10 protein-coding genes are annotated in these 13195 nt (G+C 72.2%); 5 read left to right on the top strand and 5 right to left on the bottom strand.

Annotated features, from left to right (window positions below; translation table 11 throughout):
* The first annotated feature begins 83 nt into the window (after window positions 1–83).
* The 4 genes from NL142_RS08770 (at window position 84) to NL142_RS08755 (ending at window position 5555) form a co-directional block, all read left to right on the top strand.
* On the top strand, window positions 84–680 hold the full coding sequence (locus NL142_RS08770; RefSeq protein ID WP_119373099.1) for a DUF3000 domain-containing protein: 597 nt from the start codon (window positions 84–86) through the stop codon (window positions 678–680).
* The gene (locus tag NL142_RS08765) at window positions 677–2149 is read left to right on the top strand and encodes a ribonuclease D (protein ID WP_435078864.1); all 1473 of its coding nucleotides are present in this window, start codon (window positions 677–679) and stop codon (window positions 2147–2149) included. Before NL142_RS08770 ends, NL142_RS08765 begins: the two co-directional genes overlap by 4 nt.
* Window positions 2150–2220: 71 nt before the next feature.
* A complete protein-coding gene (locus NL142_RS08760; protein ID WP_194682530.1) occupies window positions 2221–3429 on the top strand; it encodes a thiolase family protein in 1209 nt (402 codons plus the stop codon).
* Window positions 3426–5555: a 3-hydroxyacyl-CoA dehydrogenase NAD-binding domain-containing protein gene (locus NL142_RS08755; protein ID WP_435078861.1), complete on the top strand. Its 2130-nt coding sequence runs from the start codon at window positions 3426–3428 to the stop codon at window positions 5553–5555. The genes NL142_RS08760 and NL142_RS08755 overlap by 4 nt, the downstream gene beginning before the upstream one ends.
* A gap of 64 nt (window positions 5556–5619) precedes the next feature.
* On the opposite strand, the gene dxs is transcribed toward NL142_RS08755, so the two are convergent.
* The 5 genes from dxs to dut form a co-directional block, all read right to left on the bottom strand.
* On the bottom strand, window positions 5620–7572 hold the full coding sequence (dxs, locus tag NL142_RS08750; protein ID WP_435078859.1) for a 1-deoxy-D-xylulose-5-phosphate synthase: 1953 nt from the start codon (window positions 7570–7572) through the stop codon (window positions 5620–5622).
* A gap of 114 nt (window positions 7573–7686) precedes the next feature.
* Window positions 7687–10500 carry an aconitate hydratase AcnA gene (gene acnA / locus NL142_RS08745; protein WP_308726657.1) on the bottom strand — a complete coding sequence of 938 codons (2814 nt, stop codon included), beginning with the start codon at window positions 10498–10500 and terminating at the stop codon, window positions 7687–7689.
* A 237-nt stretch (window positions 10501–10737) separates the two neighbouring features.
* Complete coding sequence (locus tag NL142_RS08740) at window positions 10738–11535, bottom strand: DUF3159 domain-containing protein (RefSeq protein ID WP_194682534.1); 798 nt, start codon at window positions 11533–11535, stop codon at window positions 10738–10740.
* A 2-nt stretch (window positions 11536–11537) separates the two neighbouring features.
* Window positions 11538–12230, bottom strand: a complete 693-nt coding sequence (locus NL142_RS08735; protein ID WP_043586839.1) for a DUF3710 domain-containing protein — start codon at window positions 12228–12230, stop codon at window positions 11538–11540.
* The gene (dut, locus tag NL142_RS08730) at window positions 12227–12697 is read right to left on the bottom strand and encodes a dUTP diphosphatase (RefSeq protein ID WP_043586840.1); all 471 of its coding nucleotides are present in this window, start codon (window positions 12695–12697) and stop codon (window positions 12227–12229) included. The genes NL142_RS08735 and dut overlap by 4 nt, the downstream gene beginning before the upstream one ends.
* A gap of 38 nt (window positions 12698–12735) precedes the next feature.
* Between dut and NL142_RS08725 the strand changes: the two genes are divergently transcribed.
* Window positions 12736–13185 carry a DUF3093 domain-containing protein gene (locus NL142_RS08725; protein WP_435078856.1) on the top strand — a complete coding sequence of 150 codons (450 nt, stop codon included), beginning with the start codon at window positions 12736–12738 and terminating at the stop codon, window positions 13183–13185.
* Window positions 13186–13195: the final 10 nt, after the last annotated feature.

Genomic DNA, 13195 nt, shown 5'->3' with positions numbered 1-13195 from the left:
CGCGGACATCGAGGGCGGCGCCCGGGCGTCACCGCCGCGGCGTGGCTCCCGGGCCGGAGCGCGGCGGAACATAGTCTGCACACGTGGTAGACACCCGTGACAGCGCCGAGGATCCGCCCGAGTTCCGCGCGGCGCTGGACGCGCTGCGGCGCGCGACCACCCGATCCGAGCTCGTGCTGACCGAGATCCCGTCGCCATCGAGCAACCTGGCGCCGTATGCCGTCGCGCTGGCCGCCGACGTCTCGCCGTCGGGGCACGCCTCCGACTCGGAGCTCGGCACCGGCCGCTTCATCCTGCTGCACGACCCCGAGGAGCCGGACGCCTGGGGCGGCGCCTTCCGCGTCGTCTGCTTCGCGCAGGCGCCGCTCGAGACCGACATGGGGACGGATCCGTTCCTCGCCGACGTCGCCTGGTCGTGGCTGGTCGACGGCCTCGCCTCCCGCGGTGCCCGGTACTCCTCGCCGTCCGGGACCGCCACCCGGATCATCTCGACCGGCTACGGCGAGCTGGCCCGCCAGGGCAGCGGCGCCAAGATCGAGCTGCGCGCCTCGTGGACACCGGCCGACGCCGACGTGACCGCCCATGTGGAAGGCTGGGGGGAACTACTGTGCATGCTCGCAGGGCTCCCTCCCGCGGGCGAAGGAGTGACACTGCTATCAGCGCGACGAACCCGGACGTGAACGCCCCGTCCGACATCCCCGACCCCGACGCGACCGGCGGCGACGCTCCCGTCCCGCCGACTCCCGCCGCCCTGAGCCGCCCGGCCATGGGCGCATCGCTGTTCTCCGACGTGCCGGGATCCACCGCCACCGACGCCGTCGTCGCGCGGACGCGCACCCGGGCGCGGCGGGCGGCGACGGATCCCGTCCCCGACCCGACGCCCGTCGTGGCCGCCGCCGCGGTGACGGAGACCGACGCCCCCGCCCGCACGCCCCTCCGCGAGGCCGCCGCGACGGGCGACCTCACCGTCATCGACACCCGCGAGGAGTACCTGCGCGCCGTCGAGGCGATCGCCGCGGGCACAGGTCCCATCGCGGTCGACGCCGAGCGCGCATCGGGCTTCCGCTACAGCCAGCGCGCGTACCTCATCCAGGTCTTCCGCCGCGGCGCCGGCACCTTCCTCTTCGACCCGCCCGCGGTGGGCGACTTCTCGGAGCTGGACGCCGTGATCCGCGACGTCGAGTGGGTGCTCCACGCCGCGAGCCAGGACCTCGCCTGCCTCCGCGAGGTGGGCCTCGACCCGCAGCGCATCTTCGACACCGAGCTCGCCTCGCGCCTGCTCGGACTGCCCCGCGTGGGCCTCGGCACGGTCGTGGAGGAGCTGCTCGGGATCCACCTGGCCAAGGAGCACTCGGCCGCCGACTGGTCTACCCGCCCGCTCCCCCGCGCCTGGCTCGTCTACGCCGCGCTCGACGTGGAGCTGCTCGTCGACGTGCGCGACGAGATCGCCCGCCGCCTCGAGGAGCAGGGCAAGACCGGCATCGCCGAGCAGGAGTTCGCCGCGACCATCGCCAAGGAGGCGAAGCCCGCCCGGGTGGAGCCGTGGCGTCGGCTCAGCGGCCTGCACGGCGTCCGCGGCGGACGCAACCTCGCGGTCGCGAAGGAGCTGTGGGAGGCCCGCGACGCCTACGCGCGAGAGGTCGACACGAGCCCCGGCCGCCTCGTCCCCGACGGCTCGCTCGTCGCGGTCGCGCGCGTCCTGCCGCAGACCAAGCGCGACCTCGCCGCGGTGCGCGAGTTCTCGGGCCGCGCGAGCCGCAGCGAGATCGACCGCTGGTGGGCCGCCGTGGAGCGGGGCCTCGCCGCGACCGAGTTCCCGCAGCTGCGCGGCACGGGCGAGACCATGCCGCCGCCGAAGGCGTGGGCCGACAAGGACCCCGCCGCCGACCGTCGACTCAAGCGCGCCCGCGTCGCCGTCCAGGAGGTCGCGACCGCGATGGGCGTGCCGCAGGAGAACCTGCTCACGCCGGAGGTCCTGCGTCGCGTCGCGTGGACGCCGCCCGACGACCCCGCGCCCGAGGCCGTCGCGACGGCCCTCGAGTCCTGGGGCGCGCGCCCCTGGCAGATCGAGGCGACGGCCGCTCCGGTGGCGGCGGCCTTTGTCGATGCCGACCAAGCCGACGACGCGACCGACGACGGGGCCTCGTAGGAACAGTCAACGGATTCGGCTCCCGTCCGGCTTCTTCCTAGGGTGGGGGAAATCGATGCGAGGAGGCGTCAGTGGTCGAGAGAGCCGAAGTCCATTTCGTGGACGGGGTACGCACCCCGTTCGGACGAGCGGGTGAGAAGGGCATGTACTGGCGGACCCGCGCCGACGACCTGGTGGTCAAGGCCATGATCGGGTTGCTCGAGCGGAACCCGCAGGTGCCGAAGGACCGGATCGACGAGGTCGCCATCGCGGCCACGACGCAGACGGGCGACCAGGGCCTGACCCTCGGCCGCACGGCCGCGCTCCTGGCCGGCCTCCCGCGCTCGGTGCCCGGCTACGCCATCGACCGGATGTGCGCCGGCGCCATGACGAGCGTCACGGCGACCGCGGGCGGCATCGCGTTCGGCGCCTACGACCTCGCGATCGCGGGCGGCGTCGAGCACATGGGCCGCCACCCGATGGGCTTCGACGCGGACCCGAACCCGCGCTTCCTCGCCGAGCGCCTCGTGAGCCAGGACGCCCTCAACATGGGCAACACGGCCGAGCGGATCCACGACCGCTTCCCGTCCCTCACCCGCGAGCGCGCCGACCGCTACGCGCTCGCGAGCCAGCAGAAGACCGCCCTCGCGTACGCGAACGGCGAGATCCAGCCGGACCTCGTGCCCGTAGCGACCCGCTCGGAGAGCGGTTGGGGGCTCGCGACGCGCGACGAGGCCATGCGCCCCGAGACGACGCTCGAGGGGCTCGCCGGGCTCCGCACCCCGTTCCGTCCGCACGGCCGCGTCACGGCCGGCAACTCGTCTGGCCTCAACGACGGCGCCACGGCCGCCCTGCTCGCGAGCGGCGACGCGGTGAAGGAGCTCGGCCTCACGCCCAAGATGACCCTGGTCTCCTTCGCGTTCGCGGGCGTCGAGCCCGAGATCATGGGCATCGGCCCCGTGCCGAGCACCGAGAAGGCGCTCCGCAAGGCCGGGCTCACGATCGACGACATCGGCCTCTTCGAGCTCAACGAGGCGTTCGCCATCCAGGTGCTCAGCCTGCTCGACCACTTCGGCATCGACGACGACGACCCGCGCGTCAACGAGTACGGGGGCGCCATCGCCGTCGGCCACCCGCTCGCGTCCAGCGGCGTCCGGCTGATGAACCAGCTCGCGCGCCAGTTCGAGCAGCACCCCGAGGTCCGCTACGGACTCACGGCGATGTGCGTCGGACTCGGCCAGGGCGGCAGCGTCATCTGGGAGAACCCGCACTTCACCGGCAAGAGGAAGAGGACCAAGTGACCGACACCAGCCGCTTCCGGGAGCTCGTGGCGCTCGATCCCGACGAGGTCGTCACCCACTCGTACGTCCGCGACGTGCCGCTGCCCTCGGGCGGCGTGTTCGCGCTCGTCACGCTCGACAACGGCCGCGACCACACGCGGCCGTCCACCCTCGGGCCGGCCACGCTGCTGGAGCTCGCGGACGCGCTCGACGGCCTCGCCGCCCGGGCAGCCGCCGGGGAGATCCGCGGCGTCGCGATCACCGGCAAGCCGTTCATCCTCGCCGCGGGCGCGGACCTCAGCAAGGTCGGCGAGATCCCCAGCCGCGAGGTAGGCCGCCAGATGGCGCAGCTCGGGCACGACACCCTGGGCCGTCTGCACCGCCTCGGCGTTCCGTCGTTCACGTTCATCAACGGGCTCGCGCTCGGCGGCGGTCTCGAGATCGGGCTCAACTCGGACTACCGCACGGTCGACGAGTCCGTGCCGGCGGTCGCGCTCCCCGAGGTCTTCCTCGGCATCATCCCCGGCTGGGGCGGGGCGTGGCTGCTGCCGAACCTCATCGGCATCGAGAACGCGCTCAAGGTGATCATCGAGAACCCGCTCAAGAACAACCGCACGCTGAAGGCCGCGGACGTGATGGAGCTCGGCATCGCCGACGCGTCGTTCCCGTCCGCCTCCTTCCTCGAGCAGTCCGTCCGGTGGGCCGACGCCGTCATCTCGGGCGCGATCGAGGTGAAGCGCCCCAACGCACCTGGCCGCCTCGAGCGGATCGCCAAGTGGGACATCGCCGTCGGCATCGCCCGCAAGTCGCTCGAGCAGCGCATCGGCACCGTCGCCCAGTCGCCGTACCGCGCGCTCGACCTGCTGAAGGCGGCCAGGAGCACGACGCGCGAGGAGGGCTTCGCCGCCGAGGACGAGGCCCTCGCGGACCTCATCTCGGGCGACCAGTTCCGCGCCAGCATCTACGCGTTCGACCTGGTGCAGAAGCGCGCGAAGCGGCCCGCGGGAGCGCCCGACAAGGCGCTCGCCCGCAAGGTCACCAAGGTCGGGGTCGTCGGCGCCGGGCTCATGGCGTCGCAGTTCGCGCTGCTGTTCGTGCGCAGGCTCCAGGTGCCCGTGGTCATCACGGACCTCGACCAGGCGCGCGTCGACGCGGGGGTCGCCGGCATCCACGGCGAGATCCGCACGCTCGCCGAGAAGGGGCGCATCTCCCCCGACGAGGCCAACCGGCTCCGGGCGCTCGTCACGGGCACGACCGACAAGGCCGACTTCGCCGACGCGGACTGGGTCATCGAGGCCGTGTTCGAGGAGCTGGGCGTGAAGCAGCAGGTGTTCGCCGAGATCGAGCAGCACGTCTCCGCGACGGCGATCCTGGCGACCAACACGTCGAGCCTGTCCGTCGAGCGCATCGGCGAGCGGCTCGCGAACCCGGAGCGCCTGGTCGGGTTCCACTTCTTCAACCCCGTGGCCGTCATGCCGCTCATCGAGGTCGTGCGCACGCCGCAGACGACGGACGAGACGCTCGCGACGGCGATGCAGGTCGCGAGGACGCTGAGGAAGAACGCCGTCATCACCCGGGACACCCCGGGCTTCGTGGTGAACCGGATCCTCGCGAAGGTGCTGGGCGAGGCCATGCACGCGGTGGACACGGGCACGCCCTTCGAGGTCGTCGACCGCTCTCTCGCGCCGTTCGGGTTGCCGATGACGCCGTTCGAGCTGCTCGAGCTCGTGGGACTCAAGGTGGGTGCGCACGTGCTCGACACGCACCACGCCGCGTTCCCCGACCGCTTCTTCGAGAGCCCCAACCTGCACCGGCTGGCGGACCTCGGGAGGATCTACTCGCGCGACGCCAAGGGCCGCCCCACGGGCTTCGACAAGGAGGCCGTCCGCATCGTGAAGGGCGGCACCGATCCGATGACGGCGGAGGAGATCCGCGCGCGCGTCGAGACCGGCCTCGCGGACGAGGTGCACCGCATGCTCGAGGACGACGTCGTGCACGCGGCCGAGGACATCGACCTGTGCCTCATCCTCGGCGCCGGCTACCCGTTCCAGATGGGTGGCCTCACGCCGTACCTCGACCGCGTCGGGGCGAGCGACCGGGCGTTCGGCGACACGTTCCACCACCCGCCGATCCGCGGCGTGGAGTAGCGCCACCGGCACGACAGGAGGGCCCGGCCGCGTCGGCCGGGCCCTCCTCGCGTGCGACGGGCGATCAGGCCTGCTCGTCGTCCTCCGCGCGGATCGACACGCGCTCCTCGTCCTCCGGCAGCGGCCGTGCCGAGGGCACCCGGCTTCCGAGCACCTGGGCGACGACGTCGCGCGCGATGTGCTGCGGGGTGAGGCCGACGCGCTCGAGGATCTCCGAGCGCGTGCCGTGGTCGAGGAACTCGTCCGGGAGGCCCAGCTCCGTCACGCCCGTGTCGATGCCGGCCTCGCGGAGGTCCTGGCGGATCCGCGTGCCGATGCCGCCGACCACGACGCCGTCCTCGATCGTCACGACGAGGCGGTGGCTGCCGCCGAGCTCGACGACGCTGCGCGGCACGGGCACGACCCAGCGCGGATCCACGACGGTCGCGCCGATCCCCTGCGCGGCGAGGCGCTCCGCGACCTCGATGCCCATGGCCGCCATCGGTCCCACGGTGACGATGAGCACGTCCTGCGATGCCGACTCGTGCAGCACGTCGACCCCGTCGTCAAGACGCCGCAGCGCCTCGATCTCGTCGCCGACGTTGCCCTTGGAGAAGCGCACGACCGTGGGCCCGTCGTCGACCTTGACGGCCTCGCCCAGCTCCTCGCGGAGGCGCGTGGCGTCGCGCGGGGCGCTGAGGCGGATGTGGGGCACGATCTGCAGCAGCGCGAGGTCCCACATGCCGTGGTGGCTCGGCCCGTCGGGGCCGGTGACGCCCGCGCGATCGAGCACGAAGGTCACGCCGGCGCGGTGCAGCGCGACGTCCATGAGCACCTGGTCGAAGGCGCGGTTGACGAAGGTCGCGTAGAGGGCGACGACCGGGTGGAGGCCGCCGTAGGCGAGGCCCGCGGCGCTCGTCACGGCGTGCTGCTCGGCGATGCCGACGTCGTGCACGCGATCCGGGTGCTTCGCGGCGAACCTGTGCAGGCCCACCGGACGCAGCATCGCGGCGGTGATGCCGACGATGCGCGGATCCTCGTCGGCGAGGGCCAGGATCTCGTCCGCGAAGACGCTCGTCCAGCTGACGGCCTGCGACGGGTCGATCGGCTCCCCTGTCTCCGGGTCGATCTGCCCGACGGCGTGGAACTGGTCGGCGACGTCCCGGCGCGCGGGCGCGTAGCCGCGGCCCTTCTCCGTGATCGCGTGCACGATGACGGGCGCGCCGTAGTCGCGGGCCTGCTCGAGCGCCTCCTCCATCGCCTGCTGGTCGTGCCCGTCGATGGGCCCCAGGTACTTGATGTCGAGGTTGGAGTACAGCGCCTCGTTGTCGGTGACGCGCGTGAGGAACCCGTGCAGCCCGCCGCGGAGGCCGCGGTAGAGGCTGTCGCCGGGCGCCCCGAAGACGCTGAACACGCGCTGGCTCGTCTCGTAGAGGCCCCGGTAGGTGCGACGCGTGCGCACGGTGTTGAGGAAGCGCGCCATGCCGCCGATGGTCGGCGCGTAGGAGCGGCCGTTGTCGTTGACGACGATGATGAGCTTCCGCGTGTTGTCGTCGGAGATGTTGTTGAGCGCCTCCCACGTCATGCCGCCCGTGAGGGCGCCGTCGCCCACGACCGCGACCACGTGGCGGTCGGTCTGGCCGGTGATCTCGAAGGCGCGCGATATGCCGTCCGCCCAGCTCAGCGAGCTCGACGCGTGCGAGCTCTCGACGATGTCGTGCTCCGATTCCGCGCGCTGCGGGTAGCCGGCGAGGCCGCCCGACTCGCGGAGCCGGGAGAAGTCCTGCCGGCCCGTGAGCAGCTTGTGCACGTAGGACTGGTGGCCGGTGTCGAAGACGATGGGGTCCTTCGGCGAGTCGAAGACCCGGTGGATGGCGAGCGTCGTCTCGACGACGCCGAGGTTCGGCCCGAGGTGGCCGCCCGTCTTGGAGACCTCGGCGACGAGGAACTGCCGGATCTCGGTGGCGAGCGCGAGCATCTGCTCGCTGCTCAGCCGGTCGAGGTCCCGGGGTCCCGTGATCGTCTCGAGGATTCCCATGCTGACCGCCTTCCATCGGGCGCCATGTGCAGGCACCCGCCTCTTCGAGTGTACGCAGGGCCCTGCATGCACGAAGGAGGCCGGGCGTCGCCGCCCGGCCCCCTCAGGTTGCTGTTACGCGACGAGGCTGCGCAGCACGTACTGCAGGATCCCGCCGTTGCGGTAGTAGTCCGCCTCGCCGGGGGTGTCGATGCGCACGACCGCGTCGAACTCGACCGTCCCCTTGCCCGCGGGCGAGTCGGCCGTGGGTGCCGCGACGACGTGCACCGTGCGCGGCGTCGTGCCCGAGTTCAGCTCCTCGAGCCCCGAGATGCTGATCTCCTCGGTGCCGTCGAGCCCGAGCGAGGCCCAGGTCTCGCCCGCCGGGAACTGCAGCGGGACGACGCCCATGCCGATGAGGTTGGAGCGGTGGATCCGCTCGAAGCTCTCGGTGATGACCGCCTTGACGCCCAGGAGGCTCGTGCCCTTGGCCGCCCAGTCGCGCGACGAGCCGGAGCCGTACTCCTTGCCGCCGAGGATCACGAGCGGGGTACCCGCCGCCTGGTAGTTCTCGGACGCGTCGTAGATGAACGACTGCGGGCCGCCCTCCTGCGTGAAGTCGCGCGTGTAGCCGCCCTCGACGCCGTCGAGCAGCTGGTTGCGGAGGCGGATGTTCGCGAACGTGCCGCGGATCATGACCTCGTGGTTGCCGCGGCGCGAGCCGTAGGAGTTGTAGTCCTTGCGGCCGACGCCGTGCTCGTCGAGGTAGCGGCCCGCGGGGCTGTCCGCCTTGATCGAGCCGGCGGGACTGATGTGGTCGGTCGTGACCGAGTCGCCCAGCTTCGCGAGGACGCGCGCGCCCTGGATGTCGGAGACCGGCGTGATCTCCATCGTGAGGCCCTCGAAGTACGGGGGCTTCCGCACGTACGTGGATTCCGCGTCCCACTCGAACGTCGCGCCCGTGGGGGTGGGGAGCGAGCGCCAGCGCTCGTCGCCGTCGAAGACGCCGGCGTACTGGTGCGTGAACATGCCCGTGTCGATGGAGCTGTCGATCGTCGACTGGACCTCGTCCGCGTCGGGCCAGATGTCCTTGAGGAACACGTCGTTGCCCTCGGTGTCGGTGCCGAGCGCGTCGGAGTCGAAGTCGAAGTTCATCGATCCGGCCAGCGCGTACGCGATGACGAGCGGCGGGCTCGCGAGGTAGTTCATCTTCACGTCGGGGTTGATGCGGCCCTCGAAGTTGCGGTTGCCCGAGAGCACGGCCGTCACGGCGAGGTCGTTGTCCTGCACCGCGGTGGAGATCTCGTCGATCAGCGGGCCCGAGTTGCCGATGCAGGTCGTGCAGCCGTACCCGACCGTGTAGAAGCCGAGGTCCTCGAGGTACGTGGTGAGGCCGGACTTCTCGTAGTAGTCCGTGACGACCTTGGATCCGGGCGCCAGCGTGGTCTTGACCCACGGCTTGGCCTTGAGGCCCTTCTTGCTGGCGTTGCGGGCGAGGAGCCCGGCCGCGAGCATGACCGACGGGTTCGACGTGTTGGTGCACGAGGTGATGGCCGCGATGGCGACCGCGCCGTGGTCCAGCGTGAAGTCGCTGCCGTCCTCGAGGGTGACGTGCGTGGGCTTCGAGACCGAGGAGGGGCTCTGCGACGCGTGGTGGTGCTCGTGGGACGAGTGCTCGTCCTCCGGCTGCAGCTCGCCCGGGTCGGACGCGGGGAAGCTCATCGCCGTGGTGAGGTCGACGATGTCGTGGTCGACCTGCGCGTAGTCGTTGAGGTCGCGCTCGAACTGCGACTTCGCGTCGGTCAGCTCGATGCGGTCCTGCGGGCGCTTCGGGCCGGCGATGGAGGGGACGACCGTGGAGAGGTCGAGCTCGAGGTACTCGCTGAACGCCGGCTCGACGTCGGCGTCGTGCCACAGCTTCTGCTCCTTGGCGTACGCCTCCACGAGCGCGACCTGCTCCTCGCTGCGGCCGGTGAGGCGCAGGTACTCGAGGGTGACGTCGTCGATGGGGAAGACCGCGGCGGTGGAGCCGAACTCGGGGCTCATGTTGCCGATGGTGGCGCGGTTGGCGAGCGGGACGGCGCCGACGCCGGTGCCGTAGAACTCGACGAACTTGCCGACGACGCCGTGCTTGCGCAGCATCTGCGTGATCGTGAGCACCACGTCGGTCGCGGTGACGCCCGTGGGGATCTCGCCGGAGAGCTTGAAGCCGACGACCTTGGGGATGAGCATCGACACGGGCTGGCCGAGCATGGCCGCCTCCGCCTCGATGCCGCCGACGCCCCAGCCCAGCACGCCCAGGCCGTTGACCATGGTGGTGTGCGAGTCGGTGCCGACGCAGGTGTCGGGGTACGCCTGGAGGGCGCCGCCCACCTCGCGCGTCATGGTGACGCGGGCGAGGTGCTCGATGTTGACCTGGTGGACGATGCCGGTGCCGGGCGGGACGACCTTGAAGTCCTCGAACGCCGTCTGGCCCCAGCGGAGGAACTGGTACCGCTCGCCGTTGCGCTCGTACTCGATGTCGACGTTGCGCTCGAGCGCGTCCTCGGAGCCGAAGAGGTCGGCGATGACCGAGTGGTCGATCACGAGCTCCGCGGGTGCGAGCGGGTTGATCTTGGTGGGGTCGCCGCCCAGCTCGCCGACGGCCTCGCGCATGGTGGCGAGGTCGACGATGCAGGGCACGCCCGTGAAGTCCTGCATCACGACGCGCGCGGGCGTGAACTGGATCTCGGTGTCCGGCTCGGAGTCGGGAGCCCAGTCGCCGAGGGCGCTGATCTGGCTGCCGGTGACGTTCTTGCCGTCCTCGGTGCGGAGGAGGTTCTCCAGCAGCACCTTGAGGCTGAACGGGAGACGCTCGTGGCCCGCCACGGTGTCGATGCGGTAGATCTCGTAGTCGGTGTCCCCGACGCGGAGTGTGTCCTTCGCGCCGAAGCTGTTGATTGCAGACACGTGGCCCTCTTCCCTCGCTGGATGGGCGCGGAAGTCGATTCCGCCCGTCATCCGATCTTGGTCGCCCGCCGCGGCCGGGTCCAGTAAGGCGACCCTGATCGGGCACGCCGACGCGAGGCGGGACGGCGCCGATGTATCTCGACGTCGAGATGAATCTAGCATCGCGACGCCGGCATGGACGCCGCGGCGCGCGGCGGCCCGCGCGTCGCGGCGACGGCGAGGAGGAGCGGCGACGGCTCAGCCGGCGGCCGGTGCCGTCGGGTCCTTCGCGTACACGGCGCGCACGAAGAGCCACGACAGGACGAGGAGCACGCCGTAGAGGGGCGTGCCCATCACGAGGCGCGCGACGCCGAGCGCGTCGATCGCGTCGGCGAGGTAGAGCGGGAGCTGCACCGCGAGGCGGAGCGCGAAGAAGCCGACCCACACGAGGGTGAGCAGGCGGAGCGCCCTGGCCTTCCTGCGGTCCTGTCGCCAGGCCGTCCCGTCGCCCATGAGGAAGCCGACGGCGACCCCGACGAGCGGCCAGCCCACGACGACGGAGACCAGGAGCACGGCGAAGTAGGCGCCGTTGGTCCAGAGCCCGAGCGCGTAGAAGTCGCGGCCCTCCCCCGAGCGGAGCGCCAGGAACGCGGAGATGACGATGCCGACGAGGCCGCCCACTGCGGGTGCGACGGCCGACCGCTGCGCGAGTCGGGCGACGACGGCCACGACCGCCACGGCGACCGGCACCGCGACGGACAGCACGACGTCGCGCGTGATCGTGAACGCCACGAGGAAGAGGAGCCCGGGGACGATCGCCTCGAGGACGCCGCGGACGCCGCCCATCGCGGTGAGGAGGGCCGCGGCCGTCATCGTCTCGCCGCGCGCCGCCTGCCCGAGGCCCGCGCGCTCCGCGGCCTGGGCCATGCTCGCGCCGATCGCCTCGCCTGGAGCGGGAGGCGACGCGGATCCGGCCGGGGCGCCGTCGGTCGTGGACGCGTCGTCGCCGGGCGCCGGGCGCTGCGGATCCCCCTCGAGCGGACCCTCGCCCGACACGGTCAGGAGCCCAGCGCGGGTGCCGGGCTCTCGCCGGCCGGAGCCGCGCCCGGGGTGGTGCCGACCTGGGCGGCGGGCATCTTGAGCGGGATGAGGTCGCGCGGGGGCATGGGCGAGGAGCCGCGCACGACGACGACGCTGCGGAACAGGTCCTCGACGGCGGCTGCGGCCTCGGGATCCGTCACGGCGCGGCCGGTGATGACGCCGCGCAGGAACCAGCGCGGGCCGTCGACGCCGATGAAGCGCGCGTCCCGCGTGCTGGCCGCGGGCTGGCCAGGCTGCTGCACGACGGGGATGACGGCGTGCAGCTCGGGGCCGAACGGGCCGTCGGCGAGGCGCGTGGTGCCGCCCTGCCTCTGGATCTGCTCACCGATGGTCGTGCGGATCTCGTGCCACAGCCCGCTCGAGCGCGGCGCCGCGAACGGCTGGACCTGGAGGCTGGACTCGGCGAAGTCGAGGCCGATCGCGACGACCTGCTGGGTGCCCTCGGCGACCTCGAGGCGGAGGTGGAGGCCCTCCCGCGGAAGGATCTTGATCCCGCCCAGGTCGACGTACGGACGCACGGGGTTGGCCTCGGTCTCGTCGAGCGGGCCCTCGTCGGCGCGGTCGTCGGGCGCGGACTTGGCGTCCAGGACGTCCTCGGCGTCGTCCGCGAGGGCGGCGTCGTCCGGCTGGTTCGCGTTCTCGTCGGTCATGTTCGGTCTCCTGGATCTCGGGCGGGGAGGGCGCCGGTGCCCGTGGAGCCGAAGCCCCCCGCACCGCGGTGGCTCCCGGGCAGCTTCTGGACGGGCACGAATCGCACCCGGCTGACCGGCATGACGACGACCTGCGCGATGCGGTCGCCGACCGCGACATCGTACGCGGCGTCGGCATCGGTGTTGAGGAGGGTGACGCGGATCTCCCCGCGGTATCCGGCGTCGACGGTGCCGGGCGCGTTCACGATCGTGATGCCGTGGCGCGCGGCCAGTCCGCTCCGGGGGAGCACGAAGGCCGCGTACCCGTCCGGGAGGGCGATCGAGACGCCCGTGCCGACGGTGGCCCGCTGGCCGGGCTCCAGGCGGACGGCCTCCGCTGCCGTGAGGTCGGCGCCGGCGTCACCGGGATGCGCGTAGGCCGGGATCGGGGCGTCGCCCGCGATGAGGACGTCGACGGGATCGGGCACGGTCCGAGGCTAGTGCAGGAATCTGATCGAATAGGCGCATGCCCGCATCCCCCTACAGCGAGCGGCTGTGGCCGGCTCCCTGGCCCTTCGTCGCCACCGCCCTCGTCATCCCCGCGAGCCTGCTCGTGTTCCTCCCCATCAGCGTCGTCGCCGGGGTGATCGTCGCGATCGTGCTCTACGCGGGGGTCGTCGCGACGCTCGTGCTCACGAGCCCGGTCATCGAGGTGGTCGACGGGCGCCTGCGGGCCGGCCGTGCGTCCATCGACGTCGACCAGCTCGGTGAGCCGGAGGGGTTCCGGGGGGCTCAGGCGACGGCGGAGCGCGGCACGCGCCTGCACGCGCGGGCGTACCTCGTGATCCGCGGATGGGTGGATCCGGTGGTCAAGGTGCCGCTCCTGGACGCGGCGGACCCGGCGCCCTACTGGCTGCTGTCCACGCGGACCCCGGAACGACTGATCGCCGCGATCCGGGGATCGCGGCGATCATGACGTGCGGTGA

It is taken from the genome of Clavibacter quasicaliforniensis (assembly GCF_051201715.1).
In the GTDB taxonomy this organism is placed as follows: Bacteria; Actinomycetota; Actinomycetes; order Actinomycetales; family Microbacteriaceae; genus Clavibacter; species Clavibacter seminis.
This window is presented reverse-complemented; position numbering and strand designations above follow the sequence as displayed.